Source organism: Natronomonas pharaonis DSM 2160, from assembly GCF_000026045.1.
GTDB classification, from domain to species: domain Archaea; phylum Halobacteriota; class Halobacteria; order Halobacteriales; family Haloarculaceae; genus Natronomonas; species Natronomonas pharaonis.
Map to the genome: position 1 here is coordinate 498,028 of NC_007426.1, position 14,229 is coordinate 512,256.

Annotated in this window: 14 protein-coding genes; 12 read left to right on the top strand and 2 right to left on the bottom strand. The window is 63.3% G+C overall.

What is annotated here, in order from left to right:
* The 9 genes from NP_RS02545 to NP_RS02585 all read left to right on the top strand — a co-directional run bounded on the left by NP_RS02545 (position 1) and on the right by NP_RS02585 (position 8,946).
* Positions 1-666 carry a translation initiation factor IF-6 gene (locus tag NP_RS02545; RefSeq protein ID WP_011322234.1) on the top strand — a complete coding sequence of 222 codons (666 nt, stop codon included), beginning with the start codon at positions 1-3 and terminating at the stop codon, positions 664-666.
* A 106-nt stretch (positions 667-772) separates the two neighbouring features.
* Entirely contained in the window at positions 773-1,111 is a 339-nt protein-coding gene (gene ahaH / locus NP_RS02550) for an ATP synthase archaeal subunit H (RefSeq protein WP_011322235.1), read from the top strand.
* Positions 1,092-3,314 carry a V-type ATP synthase subunit I gene (locus NP_RS02555; RefSeq protein ID WP_011322236.1) on the top strand — a complete coding sequence of 741 codons (2,223 nt, stop codon included), beginning with the start codon at positions 1,092-1,094 and terminating at the stop codon, positions 3,312-3,314. Before ahaH ends, NP_RS02555 begins: the two co-directional genes overlap by 20 nt.
* A gap of 198 nt (positions 3,315-3,512) precedes the next feature.
* Positions 3,513-3,791: a F0F1 ATP synthase subunit C gene (locus NP_RS02560; protein ID WP_011322237.1), complete on the top strand. Its 279-nt coding sequence runs from the start codon at positions 3,513-3,515 to the stop codon at positions 3,789-3,791.
* A gap of 22 nt (positions 3,792-3,813) precedes the next feature.
* Entirely contained in the window at positions 3,814-4,392 is a 579-nt protein-coding gene (locus NP_RS02565; protein WP_011322238.1) for a V-type ATP synthase subunit E, read from the top strand.
* A complete protein-coding gene (locus NP_RS02570; protein WP_011322239.1) occupies positions 4,389-5,450 on the top strand; it encodes a V-type ATP synthase subunit C in 1,062 nt (353 codons plus the stop codon). The genes NP_RS02565 and NP_RS02570 overlap by 4 nt, the downstream gene beginning before the upstream one ends.
* A complete protein-coding gene (locus NP_RS02575) occupies positions 5,447-5,767 on the top strand; it encodes a V-type ATP synthase subunit F (protein WP_011322240.1) in 321 nt (106 codons plus the stop codon). The genes NP_RS02570 and NP_RS02575 overlap by 4 nt, the downstream gene beginning before the upstream one ends.
* Positions 5,768-5,769: 2 nt before the next feature.
* A complete protein-coding gene (locus NP_RS02580) occupies positions 5,770-7,527 on the top strand; it encodes an ATP synthase subunit A (RefSeq protein WP_011322241.1) in 1,758 nt (585 codons plus the stop codon).
* Between the two features lie 3 nt (positions 7,528-7,530).
* Positions 7,531-8,946: an ATP synthase subunit B gene (locus NP_RS02585; protein WP_011322242.1), complete on the top strand. Its 1,416-nt coding sequence runs from the start codon at positions 7,531-7,533 to the stop codon at positions 8,944-8,946.
* 70 nt (positions 8,947-9,016) lie between these two features.
* Here NP_RS02585 and NP_RS02590 read toward each other — a convergent pair whose 3' ends face one another.
* Positions 9,017-9,430 carry a CopG family ribbon-helix-helix protein gene (locus tag NP_RS02590; RefSeq protein WP_011322243.1) on the bottom strand — a complete coding sequence of 138 codons (414 nt, stop codon included), beginning with the start codon at positions 9,428-9,430 and terminating at the stop codon, positions 9,017-9,019.
* A gap of 100 nt (positions 9,431-9,530) precedes the next feature.
* Here NP_RS02590 and NP_RS02595 point away from each other — a divergent pair, with 100 nt between their 5' ends.
* Genes NP_RS02595 through NP_RS02605 form a run of 3 tightly spaced genes read left to right on the top strand, consistent with a single transcriptional unit; the run spans position 9,531 to position 12,560 of the window.
* The gene (locus NP_RS02595) at positions 9,531-10,736 is read left to right on the top strand and encodes a GTP-binding protein (protein WP_011322244.1); all 1,206 of its coding nucleotides are present in this window, start codon (positions 9,531-9,533) and stop codon (positions 10,734-10,736) included.
* Position 10,737: 1 nt separating this feature from the next.
* Positions 10,738-12,015, top strand: a complete 1,278-nt coding sequence (locus tag NP_RS02600) for a CobW family GTP-binding protein (RefSeq protein ID WP_011322245.1) — start codon at positions 10,738-10,740, stop codon at positions 12,013-12,015.
* The gene (locus NP_RS02605; protein ID WP_011322246.1) at positions 12,012-12,560 is read left to right on the top strand and encodes a MogA/MoaB family molybdenum cofactor biosynthesis protein; all 549 of its coding nucleotides are present in this window, start codon (positions 12,012-12,014) and stop codon (positions 12,558-12,560) included. The genes NP_RS02600 and NP_RS02605 overlap by 4 nt, the downstream gene beginning before the upstream one ends.
* Before the next feature lie 226 nt (positions 12,561-12,786).
* Here NP_RS02605 and NP_RS02610 read toward each other — a convergent pair whose 3' ends face one another.
* A complete protein-coding gene (locus NP_RS02610; protein ID WP_011322247.1) occupies positions 12,787-14,220 on the bottom strand; it encodes a hypothetical protein in 1,434 nt (477 codons plus the stop codon).
* Positions 14,221-14,229 lie beyond the last annotated feature (9 nt).

Genomic DNA, 14,229 nt, shown 5'->3' on the forward strand with positions numbered 1-14,229 from the left:
GTGCTTCGCGCGGCGCTTTCGGGGTCGTCCTACGTCGGCGTTTTCGCCACCGCGACTGACGAGTACCTTCTCGTCCGTCCGGACATAGAGGAATCACTACAGTCGGAGTTCGAGACCGAACTCGATGTCACGGCGGTCCCGACGACGATTGCCGGCTCCGGCACCGTCGGGTCGCTTGCGGTCGGCAACGAGAACGGGCTCCTCGTCACCGAGCGGGTCACCGACCGCGAGCGGGACCGATTGGAGACCGAGACCGGTCTACCGGTCGTCGAACTGCCCGGCAACATCAACGCCGCCGGGAACGTTGTCCTCGCTAACAACGAGGGCGCGTTCGTTCACCCGGACCTCTCGCGGGACGCCCTCAGCGCCATCGAAGAGGCGCTTTCGGTCCCTGTCGAGCGGGGCCGCATCGCCGACGTACAGACGGTCGGCACCGCCGCCGTCGTCACCGACGATGGTGTGTTGTCGCACCCGAAGACGACCGACGAGAAGCTCGACTTCCTCGAAGAACTGTTCGGAGTCTACGCCGACATCGGGACAATAAATTACGGCGGCCCGCTCGTCGGCTCCGGACTCGTCGCCAACAACACCGGCTACATCGCCGGCGAGGAGACGACCGGGCCGGAGCTGGGTCGCATCGAGGACGCCCTCGGCTTCATCCAGTAACCGCTCGGCTTTCGCTGCCCTTTTTGCCCGCTGTCACCCCCGCCGACGGCGGGTCCGTTTCGCAACTACCAAATAGCCGCTTTCCGAAGCGTCGGATGATATAATTATGGCCAGGCCAGAGGTTCTTGAGCAAATCAAGGAGGCCGAGGGAGAGGCCGACGATATCGTCGCCGAAGCGGAACAAGAGCGCGAAGAGCGCATCGCTGAGGCGCGTGAGGAGGCCGACAGCATCCGCGAGGAGGCCCAAGAGGAGGCCCAACAGCTCAAGCAGGAGCGTCTCGAAGAGGCGCGCGAAGAAATCGAGGCCGAGCGCGAGGACATCCTCGCCGAGGGCGAAAGCGAGCGTGAGGCACTCGAATCGCGCGCCGAGGAGAACCGGGAGGAAGTAATCGAATACACGGTCGAACTCTTCAAGGAGGCGGTGGATGTCCAGTCTCAGACCTAAACGGATGAGCCGGGTCTCGGTAACGGGATCCAAACGCGTGATGGACGAGGCCATCGAGGCCATCCACGGTCTCAATCTCGTCCACGTCACCGACTACGACGGGAGCTGGGAGGGCTTCGAGCCCGGCGACCCGATAGAGGGAGCCGAAGAAGCGGCCCAAAAGCTCGTCACCGTCCGTGCACTCGAAAGCACCCTCGGCGTCACCGAAGAAGACGCCGGACCGACCCGGATCATCGACGACGACGAACTCGAAACCAAGCTCGAGGAGACCCGCACGCGGGTCAACGACCTCGATGACCAGCGTTCGGAGCTCCGAACGGAGCTTCGGGAGATCGAAGAGCAGATCGATGCCGCCCGCCCGTTCGCGGAACTCGGCATCGACCTCGATTTGCTTTCGGGATATGAGTCGCTGACCGTCGCGGTCGGCGAAGGCGACGCCGACGAGCTCGAAGCGGCGCTTTCGGAGGCCGACGAGGTCGACGGCTACGAACTCTACACCCAAGACGACTACGTCGCCCTGTTCGTGTACCCGGACGTACACCTCGATGACGTGCTCGTCGGGGCTGCGTTCACGGAGTATGAGATTCCCGACCTCGGGAACGGCGACGAGGCGACGAGCCCCGAAGCCTACATCGAGGACCTCGGCCACCGGAAGCAGAAAATCGAATCCGAACTCGAAACCATCGAGAACAAACTCGGCGACCTGAAACACGAGGTTGCCGGCTTCCTGCTGGCTGCCGAGGAGAAACTCTCAATCGAGGTCCAGAAACGCGAGGCCCCGCTTACGTTTGCGACGACCGAGAACGCCTTCGTCGCCGAGGGGTGGGTTCCGACCGAACGGGTCGCCGAACTCGAAGCGGTACTGGACGACGCCGCCGGCGACCACGTCGAGGTCGAAGAGCTCGAACAGATGGCCTACGAAGAAGGCCACGCCCACGAGCGAGAGCACATCGAGGACGGTGCCGAAGAGGGCGAGGCGGTCGCTGACGGCGGCCACGCCATGAGCGGCGGCTCACCCCCGGTCGTTCAGGATAACTCCAAATCGGCCAAGCCGTTCGAGATGTTGGTCAGCGTCATCAACCGGCCGAAATACAACGAGCTCGACCCGACGCTCGTGTTGTTCCTGACGTTCCCGGCGTTCTTCGGGTTCATGATCGGTGACGTCGGCTACGGTATCCTCTACATGCTGATGGGCTGGGCACTGATGACGAAGTTCGACAGCCCAGGCTTCCGGAGCCTCGGCGGCGTTGCTATCTGGGCCGGTGTCTTTACGACCATATTCGGCGTGCTGTACGGCGAGTTCTTCGGGCTCCACGAGCTCGGTTACGTCGTCTTCGGCGAGGGCGGCTCGCCGATGACAAAGGGCCTGTCGCCCGCTAACATCGCCTTCGCGTGGGCGTGGCTTATCGTGAGCCTCGTGCTCGGTCTCATCCACCTGTCCATCGGTCACATCTTCGGCTTCTTCGATGACCTGAGCCACGGCATCGTCGACGCCGTCACCGAGAACCTCTCGTGGCTGATGCTCATGCTCGGCGCATGGGTGTGGGTGTTCAGCACCCACCTCCAGGATGTCAAGCCGGAGCTACTGTTCACGACGTTCAACGCCGAGGGTGCGACCGTCGCCGGCGAGGCCGTCGCCGCACAGGAAGTCGCCTACGAACTCGGCTTTGCTGGCTTCCCCGAGCAGGTCGGCATCATCGGCGGTGTCATCGCTCTGGTCGGGCTGGCGCTGCTCATCTACGGTGAGGGCGGCATCGGGCTGCTTGAGAGTCTGAACGTCTTCGTCAACGTCCTCTCGTATACCCGTATCGCCGCGGTCCTGCTCGCCAAGGCCGGGATGGCCTTCGTGGTCAACCTGCTGGTCTTCGGTGCCTACCAGGACCCCGACGGCGGCGTCCACTTCATCTACAACGAGATGGGTAGCATGGAGGCCGCAAACCAGGCTGTCGCCCAGCAGGGTGGCGAAATCATGTTCGGTGGGCTGATTACTGACACCAGCGGCGCGATGTTCGTCTTCGCGCTGCTTGTCGGTGCGCTCATCTTCGTCATCGGTCACATCCTCGTCCTGCTGCTCGGCATCTCGAGCGCCGGTCTACAGGGTGTCCGCCTCGAGTACGTGGAGTTCTTCAACAAGTTCTACGAGGGCGGCGGCAAGCCCTACGAGCCGTTCGGCTACGAGCGGAACTACACGACAGAGGACTGACCACCCCCCCGCCGTGTCTTCCGTTTCGAATCGCGCTAGTTTTGCCGGCCAATAAACATCAGGAACAGCCTGTCTGTTTACCGTTGTCATGCGAAGCGACCGGCGTCTCTCGTCGGCGTTTGGGAAGTTTTATGAACTCACTACGAACATATCCGACTGTTCGGAAAGCAGTCAATCCACACCAACGGAACACAAACCATGTTTGAACTTGCTACTGTCGCGAGCAGTGTTGCACCGGTACTTCAGAACGGCGCGGAAGCTGTCGAGGCCGGCGGTCCGGCCCTCGACGCTAACGCGGTTGCGGCGCTTGCGGTCGGTCTGGCCGCGCTCGGCGCGGGTTATGCAGAGCGGGGCATCGGTGCGGCGGCCGTCGGCGCGATGGCCGAAAACGAGGACCTCTTCGGTAAGGGCCTTGTCCTGACGGCCCTGCCGGAGACACTCGTGATTCTGGCGCTGGTCGTCGTCTTCGTGGTCTAAACCACACCCAACTTTTCCAACAATGAGCCTTGATACGGTCGTAGAGGACATCCGAGACGAAGCCCGCGCGCGTGCAGACGAGATTCGGAGCGAGGGGGAAGAACGCGCCGAGGAGATTATCGACGAGGCCGAGCGGGAGGCTGACGACATCGTCGATGAGGCCGAGCGGGAGGCCGAGCGGAAAATCTCCCAAGAGCGCGACCAGAAGCTCTCCAGCGCGAAGCTCGAGGCCAAGCAGGCCCGCCTCGAAGCGCGCCGGGAGGTACTCGAGGAGGTCCACGACGACGTCGAAGCACAGATCGCCGACATCGACGGCGACGAGCGGGAGGCGCTGACCCGGTCGCTTTTGGACGCCGCAGCCGAGGAGTTCGACGGGGATTCGGTCCGGGTCCACGGCCACGAGGACGACGCTGACCTGCTCGAAGGTATCGTCGCCGACTACGACGGCTTCGAGGTCGGCGAGCCGGTCGACTGCCTCGGCGGCGTCGTCGTCGAGTCGGATGCCTCACGCGTTCGAGTGAACAACACGTTCGACTCCATCCTCGAGGATGTCTGGGAGGAGAACCTGCGCGAGATAAGCGCGCGTCTGTTCGAAGAATGAACGTCGAAACGGGCGGGAGTTCGAACTACGAATACGTCATCGCGAGGGTTCGCTCGCGGCGAGCGAAGCTGTTCGACGAGGACGACTACCGGAAGCTGGTCCGGATGGGGCCGGGCGAAATCGCCCGGTTCATGGAGGAGACCGAGTACGAAACCGAGATGAACGCACTCGGGACCAGACACTCCGGTGTCGACCTCATCGAGTATGCGCTAAACCGGAACCAATCGAAACACTTCGGAGACCTGTTGACGTGGGCGGACGGGTCGCTGTACAACTACATCGCCAACTATCTCCGGAAGTTCGACGCCTGGAACGTCAAGACGGCGATCCGTGGCATCTACACCGGAGCGGACAGCGAGGATATCGAGGACGACCTCATCCGAACGGGGGAGTTCTCCGAACAGACACTCGACCGGCTGCTTGAGGCGACATCGATGGAGGAACTCGTCGAGCAGCTTTCGGGGACTATCTTCGGAGAGCCGCTCGAAGAAGCGCTCGAAGAGTACGAAGACCAAGGCGTGCTCGTGCCGCTTGAGAACGCCGTCGACCGCGCGTTCTTCTCGCATTTGCTCGACGACATCGGGTCTGTCGAGCCGGACTCGCCGAAGGCCCTCTACCGGGAGTTCCTCGAAGCCGAAATCGACTTCCGGAACCTCCGGAACGGGCTGCGCATCGCCAGAAGCGGTGCCGACATCGACCCCTCGGAGTACTTTATCGAGGGTGGACAGCTCTTCGGGCCCGACGAGCTACGGCAGCTGGCAGCAAACACTGACGAGCTCGTCGCTCGCATCCGCGATAGCGCCTACGGCGACGACCTCGCGTCGGCGCTCAACGAGCTGGAGTCGGCTGACAGCCTCATCCAGTTCGAGCACGCCCTCGATGCGGCGCTGCTCGAATACTCCGGAAAGCTGTCGAACCGATATCCGCTTTCGGTGTGTCCGATTCTGGCGTATATCCTCGCCAAGGAGCGCGAGGTCGAGAACATCCGTGCTATCGCTCGCGGCCGCGAAGCCGGACTCTCCGTCGAGGAGATCGAAAACGAGCTGGTGATACAATGAGCCAGGAAATCGCCGTCGTCGGCAGTCCGGACTTCACGACGGGCTTTCGGCTCGCGGGTGTCCGTCGGTTCGAGAACGTCTCGGACGCCGACAAGGACGAACAGCTCGACGACGCCGTCACATCGGTGCTTGAAGACGACGATGTCGGTATCGTCGTCATGCACGACGACGACGTCGAGGTGCTGTCACGCACAGTGCGACAACGAGTCGAAACGAGCGTCGAGCCGGTCGTGGTCACCCTCGGTGGCGGCACCGGCTCGGGCAATCTGCGCGAGCAGATCAAACGCGCCATCGGCATCGACCTGATGGACGAGTAATCATGAGTCAAGCAACTGCAAGCGAAATCACGGACGAGGGCGTAATCGAGAGCGTCAGTGGTCCTGTTGTGACCGCTGTCGACCTCGACGCCCGGATGAACGACGTCGTCTACGTCGGCGAGGAAGGACTGATGGGCGAGGTCATCGAAATCGAAGGCAACCTCACCACCATTCAGGTGTACGAGGAAACCTCCGACGTCGCCCCTGGCGAGCCGGTCGAAAACACCGGCGAGCCGCTGTCGGTCGACCTCGGCCCGGGCATGATGGACAGTATCTACGACGGCGTCCAGCGCCCGCTGGACGTCCTCGAAGAGAAGATGGGGGCTTTCCTCGACCGCGGTGTCGACGCCCCCGGTATCGACCTCGAGAAGACCTGGGAGTTCAATCCCGAGGTCTCCGAGGGAGACGAAGTGTCGCCCGGCGACGTCGTCGGTATCGTTCCCGAAACAGAGAGCATCGACCACAAGGTACTGGTGCCGCCGGACTACGAGGGCGGCGAGGTAACCGCCGTCGAGTCGGGTAACTTCACCGTCGACGAGACGGTCGTTGAACTCGACAGCGGCGAAGAAATCCAGATGCGGCAGGAATGGCCGGTTCGGGAGCCGCGCCCGACGGTCGAAAAGGAGACGCCGACGACGCCGCTGGTCTCCGGCCAGCGCGTCCTTGACGGTCTTTTCCCCATCGCAAAGGGCGGAACGGCCGCCATTCCGGGGCCGTTCGGCTCCGGAAAGACGGTCACCCAGCACCAACTCGCCAAGTGGGCCGACGCTGACATCGTCGTCTACGTCGGCTGTGGCGAGCGTGGCAACGAGATGACGGAGGTCATTGAGGACTTCCCCGAGCTGGAAGACCCCAAGACCGGCAAGCCGCTGATGAGCCGAACGTGTCTCATCGCGAACACGTCGAACATGCCGGTCGCAGCGCGTGAATCCTGTGTCTACACCGGAATCACCATCGCCGAGTACTACCGCGACATGGGGTACGACGTGGCGCTGATGGCCGACTCCACCTCGCGGTGGGCAGAGGCCATGCGTGAAATCTCCTCGCGGCTCGAAGAGATGCCCGGCGAGGAGGGGTACCCGGCGTATCTGGCCGCCCGCCTCTCGGAGTTCTACGAGCGGGCCGGCAAGTTCCAGAACATGAACGGCAGCGAAGGGTCGATTTCGGTTATCGGCGCGGTGTCGCCGCCCGGCGGCGACTTCTCGGAGCCGGTCACCCAGAACACGCTGCGTATTGTCAAATGCTTCTGGGCGCTGGACGCCGACCTCGCGGAGCGTCGGCACTTCCCCTCTATCAACTGGAACGAGTCCTATTCGCTGTACAAAGAACAGCTCGACCCCTGGTGGCGCGAGAACGTCCACGAGGAGTTCCCCGAGGTCCGACAGTGGGCCGTCGACGTGCTCGACGAGGAAGACGAACTACAGGAGATTGTCCAACTCGTCGGGAAGGACGCGCTACCGGAAGACCAGCAGCTCACGCTTGAGGTCGCCCGGTACATCCGTGAGGCGTGGCTCCAGCAGAACGCCTTCCACGATGTCGACACCTACTGCGAACCGGAGAAGACCTACCAGATGCTGACGGCCATCCAGCACTTCAACGACGAAGCCTTCGAAGCGCTGGACGCCGGCGTCCCCGTCGAGGAGATTATCGACGTCGACGCCGTGCCGCAGCTCAACCGGATGAACACCCAAGAGGACTACGAAGAGTACATCGAGGAGCTGAAAGGCGACCTTACCGACCAGCTCCGGGAGCTCTACTGAACCATGCAGAAAGAATACAAGACCATCACGGAAATCAGCGGTCCGCTGGTGTTCGCCGAGGTCGACGAGCCGGTCGGCTACGACGAAATGGTCGAAATCGAGACGCCGAGCGGCGAGACTCGCCGCGGTCAGGTGCTCGAATCGACCTCCGAGTTCGTCGCCATTCAGGTGTTCGAGGGTACCTCGGGCATCGACCGGAACTCGTCGGTTCGTTTCCTCGGCGAGACGCTCCAGATGCCGCTGACGGAGGAACTGCTCGGGCGCGTCCTGTCGGGCTCCGGTGAGCCAATCGACGGCGGCCCCGAAATCGAACCTGACGAGGAACGCGAGATCGTCGGCGCGGCTATCAACCCGACGGCTCGTGAGTATCCCGAAGAGTTCATCCAGACTGGCGTCTCCGCCATTGACGGGATGAACACCCTCATCCGCGGCCAGAAGCTCCCCATCTTCTCGGGGTCGGGGCTGCCGCACAACGAGCTTGCGCTCCAGATTGCGCGACAGGCGAGCGTCCCCGAAGAGGAATCGGGCGACGACGAAGCGGGCTCGGAGTTCGCCGTCATTTTCGGTGCGATGGGTATCACCCAGGAAGAGGCAAACGAGTTCATGGACGACTTCGAGCGTACCGGCGCGCTGGAACGCTCCGTCGTCTTCATGAACCTCGCCGACGACCCGGCAGTCGAGCGGACCGTCACGCCGCGGATGGCGCTGACGACCGCCGAATACCTGGCCTTCGAGGAGGGCTACCACGTACTGGTCATCCTTACGGACATGACCAACTACTGTGAGGCGCTCCGCGAAATCGGTGCCGCCCGTGAGGAGGTCCCGGGCCGCCGTGGCTACCCCGGGTATATGTACACCGACCTCGCACAGCTCTACGAGCGCGCCGGCCGTATCGAAGGCCGTGAGGGCTCTGTCACGCAGATTCCCATCCTCACGATGCCCGGCGACGACGACACACACCCGATTCCGGACCTGACCGGCTACATTACCGAGGGCCAAATCTACATCGACCGGAACCTCAACAGCCAGGGCATCGAGCCCCCGATCAACGTCCTTCCGAGCCTCTCGCGGCTCATGGACGACGGCATCGGTGAAGGGTTCACACGCGAAGACCACCCCGACGTCTCCGACCAGGCGTACGCCGCCTACGCCGAAGGTGAGGACCTGCGCGACCTCGTGAACATTGTCGGCCGCGAAGCGCTCTCCGAGCGTGACAACAAGTATCTCGACTTCGCCGACCGGTTCGAAGAAGAGTTCGTCCAGCAGGGCTACGACACGAACCGCGATGTCGAGGAGACGCTCGACCTTGCGTGGGAACTCCTGAGTGACCTTCCCAAAGAAGAGCTCAACCGTATCGACGAGGAGGCCATCGAGGAGTACTACGTCGAAGACGAGCAGGCCGCACAGACGGCCGACTAGAGGCGACGCGGACGTTCTTTTTTGTTCTTAGCGCATCGGACAGTACAGCGAGCGTAGCGACGCCGCCGCGTCAGCGTGGGATAATTTCGTCATTATCGTCGACGAACGTGTACTCGACGGACCCAACGCCGTCGACGGTCCGAACGCGGCTGACGAACGTCCCGATGGCATCGACCTCACCCTCGGCGACGAAGAGTTCGAGGCACGCCTCGCCGGCGTGGCTGTGAACGTTCGATGTGACAAGCTCGTCGTGTTCGTGCCGGAGCGTCGACAGCGACGACTCCGCGTCGGTGTCGTGGTCGAACATAACCGCAACGATACAGACGGCCGGCGATGTCGGAACCGACTGGTCGTCGAACTCGGTGAGCACCTTTCTGGTACCCTCTCTGACGGCCTCGCTGCGGCCACTGTAGTCGTGTTCGTCGATGAACTCGTCGAGGCGGTCGAGAAGCGACGCCGGCATCGAGACGCTCACCACTGGCATACTCGACATTGTATCTCCCACGGCTTATCTGTTGTTATTATAGAGTTCAGATTTCGTAATAGCTAGCAACTTATTAGTCTCTATTACCAAAAGCACCTCGATGAGCGACACAATACCGGTCACGGTACTTTCCGGAGCGCTTGGTGCCGGGAAGACGACAACGTTGAACCACGTTTTGACCGCTGACCACGGACTTGAGGTAGCCGTACTGGTCAATGACATGGGCGAAGTCAACGTCGATGTCGACCACGTCGACCAGCAGTCACAGCTCTCACAGACCGACGAGGAGGTAATCGAAATGTCGAACGGCTGCATCTGCTGTCGGCTGCGCGGCGATATGCTCGACGCAGTCGGCTCGTTGGCCGCCTCGCGGGAGTTCGACTACCTGCTCGTCGAATCGTCGGGCATTTCCGAGCCGATTCCGGTCGCACAGACGTTCACGCTCGGCTTTGAGGACGCCGACTACGACCCGACCACGGACTATCACCTCGATACGATGGTCTCGGTCGTCGACGCCCACGCGATGTACGAGGGCTTCGATTCCGGAGCCGCTCTCGCCGACGAAACTGCCGGTGGGGGCACTGACCGTGTTCCCGAGGAGGTCCTGATGGACCAAATCGAATTCTGTGATGTCCTCTTGCTCAACAAATGTGACCTCGTCCCGGACGACGAACTCGATGCCATTGAGGCGGTACTGGAGACACTCCAGCCACGGGCCGAAATCCTCCGCACTGAGTTCGGAGCGGTCGACCCGACCGACATTCTCGATACCGGCCGCTTCGACTTCGAGATGGCCCGCGACTCGGCCGGCTGGAAACACGAACTCCAACACGACCACCACCACGACCCGAGCGAGGAGCACGGCGTCGAGTCGTTTGTCTTCCGTGCCAACCGCCCGGTCCACCCCGAGCGATTCGAGTCGCTGCTTTACGACCTGCCGGAGTCCGTCATCCGTGCCAAGGGGTTCTTCTGGTCGGCCGGCCGCGAAGACATCTCGATGGGGCTCGACAAGGCCGGCCAGTCGGTCCGTGCCGGGCCGAACGGCCGCTGGATAGCGACGCTGCCACCGCAAGAACAGCGGCGCTATCTTCAGGCGCTCCCCGGCCTCGAAGACGAGTGGGACGACCAGTGGGGCGACCGTGGTGCCGAACTGGTCTTCATCGGCCGCAACTACGACCCACAGCAGCTCGAAGCGCGGCTCGAAGCCTGCCTGCTGACTGACGACGAGATGGACGACGACTGGAGCCGCTATCCGGACCCGTTCGGAACCGAGCGCCAGCGGGAGTTCGCGCTCGCGGACGACTGAGATGTCCGTCCCCGTCACTATCCTCGCAGGCACGCTCGGAGCCGGCAAAACGACGCTGCTCAACCACGTCCTTGAGGGCGACCACGGTCGCGAGGTAGCCGTCCTCGTCAACGACATGGGCGAGGTCAACGTCGACGCCTCAGCAATCGAACGGTGGGTCGATGACAACGACGTCGTCGAGCTATCGAACGGCTGTATCTGCTGTGGAATGCAGGGCGAGCTCGAACGGGCGGTCGTCGACCTCGCGTTGGGAGAGTCGTTTGAACACCTCCTCGTCGAGCCGTCCGGTATCTCCGAGCCATCGGCGGTTGCCGAACAGTTCGCCCGCGGCCGCGCCGCCGGCTTCTACCAGCTCGCCAGTGTTACGACCGTCGTCGATGCCGAACAGTTCTACGCTGCCTTCGGCGACGGCGACGCTCGTCGCCGCGGCGCGGCTGCGGACGGCACTAGGCCACTTTCGGACCTCATCGTCGATGGTGTCGAGTTCTGTGACCGTCTCGTCGTCAACAAGCGCGACCGGGTAACCGAGGCAGAACTGGAGACCGTCGTCGAGACGATACGCACGCTCCAGCCGGACGCCGAGCTTCGGCGGACGGCGTTCGGGTCTGTCGACCCAGAGTGGCTGCTTGACGACAGTGCGTTCGATGCCGAAGCGGTCGCTGGGTCGGCCCGCTGGAAGCGGGTGCTCGAAGCATACAACGACGGTGCGGCCCAAGTTGACGGACACGCTCATACTGCCGAGGGCCACGACGACGGGAGCCACGACCACCACAGCCACGACCGTGCGGAAACCCACGACCACGAGCACGACCACGAGCACGACCACGACCACACCCACCCTCCGGAACAGTACGGTGTCGAGTCGTTCGTCTATCGCCGCCGCCGGCCGTTCCATCCCGAGCGGCTCTCGGCAGTGTTGACCGCCCTACCGGACGAGGTCGTCCGGGCGAAAGGATGGCTCCATGTCGCCGGTCGGCCGGACCATGCGCTGCACCTATCGTTTGCAGGCTCGCAAACCCACGTCAAGGTCGCCGGCCGCTGGATCGCCTCGCTCGATGAAACAAAGCAGGACCGCTACCGCCGGCGACGGGACCCCGACTGGGACGACCAGTGGGGTGACCGAGAGACGAAGCTCGTCTTCATCGGCCAGTCGTTTGACACCGCTGCGCTTGAAGCACGGCTTGATGACTGTCTCGCCACCGAAGCCGAGCGGGTCGACGGCTGTGATGGTGTCCCGAATCCGTTCCCCGGTGCGGAGACGACGGAGGTGCGACTGTGACCGACAAACGCCGTCCTCCTGCTGACCGACGCGGCACTGACGACGACGGCCACGCGGTCGTCGACCCGCTCTATGTCGCGGTCATAACAGTGTCCTCCTCGCGCGATGTCGACGACGACCCCGGTGGCGATGCGGCCGTCGATTGCGTCGAAGCAGCCGGCGGACGGGTCACGGCCCGCCGAGCAATCAGCGATGATTTCGCTGCTATCCGCGGGCTCGTCTCGCGGCTTGCTGCCCGCGAGGATGTCGACTGCATCGTCACGACCGGCGGCACCGGGATGACGATGGATGACGTGACGCCAACCGCCTGCGAAGGGCTCTTCGAGCGGGAGATTCCCGGATTCGGCGAGCTTTTCAGGCAGCTTTCCTACGACGAAATCGGCCATCGGGCGATGGCCTCACGGGCGATAGCCGGCATCGTCGCCGGCGTCCCGGTCTTTTGTCTCCCCGGTAGCCGCGCCGCGGTCGAGACGGGCCTTACCGAACTCGTACTCCCCGAAGCGCCGCATCTAGCCGGACTGGCGACACGCCATCAGTTCGATTGACAGTCGGGGGCTTTTGCCTAATCTAAAACCCGTGTGAGGTGTCCGACTTATCCTCTGTATCTTGCACACCCCGACTTATCAACTCCAGTAGATGCGCTGTTTTGAATCCTGAAGCAGCAGCGAGCGACATCGGCTGAAAAGGTGGCGCGCACAGCAGCCTGAACGCGTACCATTCCGTTCGTTGCATGACACAGCGACGCTATATCGCTCCCCCGAGCGGGGACCGCTAGTCGGTCGCCGCGGCGTCCGGCACTGGGTCAGATTCGGCCGCCGGCTTCGTCGCACCGGCCGCCGCAACGGCGATGGCTGCGAGGACAAACGCCAGCATCACGAGCGCAACCGGGCCGACGACAGCACCGTAGCCTGCTTCCGGGTCGATGCCGAGGATGGCACCGCCGGCGAAAAGCACTGCCGCCCCTGCTGCTGCCGGTGCGGCGACCTGCTGTCGCAGACGCGGCGGCATCGGACGCCGTCCAGCCACGGCATCGAGGCTAGCATACCGACCCGAAAGCGTCGCGGCGACGAGCGCGCTCGCGAACAGAAGCGGCGCGAGCCGGACGAACCCAAGCCCTATCAGCACGACCAGATATCCGGCTCCGACGGTGCCCGCCAGCCGCGTCCGATAGCCGACGAGCAGGGCCGCTCCGACTGCTGTCTGCACAGCCGCGAAGACGACGACCCAGAACGGAAGCGTCGGCAGCACGACCGTCTCGATGGCCGTCGCGACCGGCCCGACGTGTGCGGGAACGATTGTTTCGGCGAGAAGCTCCGCCTGAGCATCAACCGACGCCCAGCCCGGAAGCCCGTTCACCCCGGCATGGTCGCGTACGAACACTTCATGCAGGAACCGATAGCCGACGAAGGCACGAACCATATCGGCGGCGACAGCGACCGGCTCGCCACCACGATAATACAGCGCGAGGCCGCCGGCAACCAGCCCCAGCATGACGGCTACTTCAAGCCCGACAAGCGCCTGCCGTGTCACCTCACGACCGGGGACCGACAGGAGATAATACACCGAGAGTACGCTGAGGGCGGCGACAGCCCCGGGCAACACGGAACGCGACGGCCGCGGCAGCACCGACAGGGTCGCGATGCGGTCCGATAGCTGCGCGAGTCGTCCGGACCGGGCCGCGATGAGGCCGTCGAGCCCGTAGTGGTGGCCGGCTCGTGTGACGAGCAGGAACGCTATCGGGACGCCAAAGAGCGGCGACGTTCTGATGGTCCCGAAGTGGAACACCGGAACGAAATACAGCAATCCCACGACCGCAGCCGGTCGGTTCCAGAACCCGACGACAAAGGCGAGTCCGACAGCCAGCTGTGCAACGACCGCAACGACGCTCCAAAAGCCGGCGTATGGCAGCACCACACCCTCCAACAGCGCGGCATACCAGCTGTACGTCCCTTCTTCAATTGCGCGTCCTGCGGCGGCGTTCGCCAGCACCTCGCCAGCGTTTTCTCCAACCCATCCCGGGTTCGGCTCAAACGGTGGCCACGCCAACTGTGGCGCACCGAGCTTCCACCAGCCACCGACGGTGAGTTCGTACAACAACAACAGCCCGACAAAGACCCGGACGCTGGCGACCCAGCCCCCGGCCCGTTGCCGGAACGAGCGTTCGTCGTCCGCTACACTGACGGCTTCAGCTATTCGATTTAACATCTAACGCAA

Bases quoted from the DNA above. Each gene is read 5' to 3' on its own strand.
- NP_RS02585 (WP_011322242.1), top strand. From the start codon at position 7,531: ATGCAGAAAGAATACAAGACCATCACGGAAATCAGCGGTCCGCTGGTG.
- NP_RS02555 (WP_011322236.1), top strand. From the start codon at position 1,092: ATGTCCAGTCTCAGACCTAAACGGATGAGCCGGGTCTCGGTAACGGGA.
- NP_RS02565 (WP_011322238.1), top strand. From the start codon at position 3,814: ATGAGCCTTGATACGGTCGTAGAGGACATCCGAGACGAAGCCCGCGCG.
- NP_RS02590 (WP_011322243.1), bottom strand. From the start codon at position 9,430: ATGCCAGTGGTGAGCGTCTCGATGCCGGCGTCGCTTCTCGACCGCCTC.
- NP_RS02560 (WP_011322237.1), top strand. From the start codon at position 3,513: ATGTTTGAACTTGCTACTGTCGCGAGCAGTGTTGCACCGGTACTTCAG.
- NP_RS02575 (WP_011322240.1), top strand. From the start codon at position 5,447: ATGAGCCAGGAAATCGCCGTCGTCGGCAGTCCGGACTTCACGACGGGC.
- NP_RS02570 (WP_011322239.1), top strand. From the start codon at position 4,389: ATGAACGTCGAAACGGGCGGGAGTTCGAACTACGAATACGTCATCGCG.
- NP_RS02595 (WP_011322244.1), top strand. From the start codon at position 9,531: ATGAGCGACACAATACCGGTCACGGTACTTTCCGGAGCGCTTGGTGCC.
- ahaH (WP_011322235.1), top strand. From the start codon at position 773: ATGGCCAGGCCAGAGGTTCTTGAGCAAATCAAGGAGGCCGAGGGAGAG.
- NP_RS02610 (WP_011322247.1), bottom strand. From the start codon at position 14,220: ATGTTAAATCGAATAGCTGAAGCCGTCAGTGTAGCGGACGACGAACGC.
- NP_RS02600 (WP_011322245.1), top strand. From the start codon at position 10,738: ATGTCCGTCCCCGTCACTATCCTCGCAGGCACGCTCGGAGCCGGCAAA.
- NP_RS02580 (WP_011322241.1), top strand. From the start codon at position 5,770: ATGAGTCAAGCAACTGCAAGCGAAATCACGGACGAGGGCGTAATCGAG.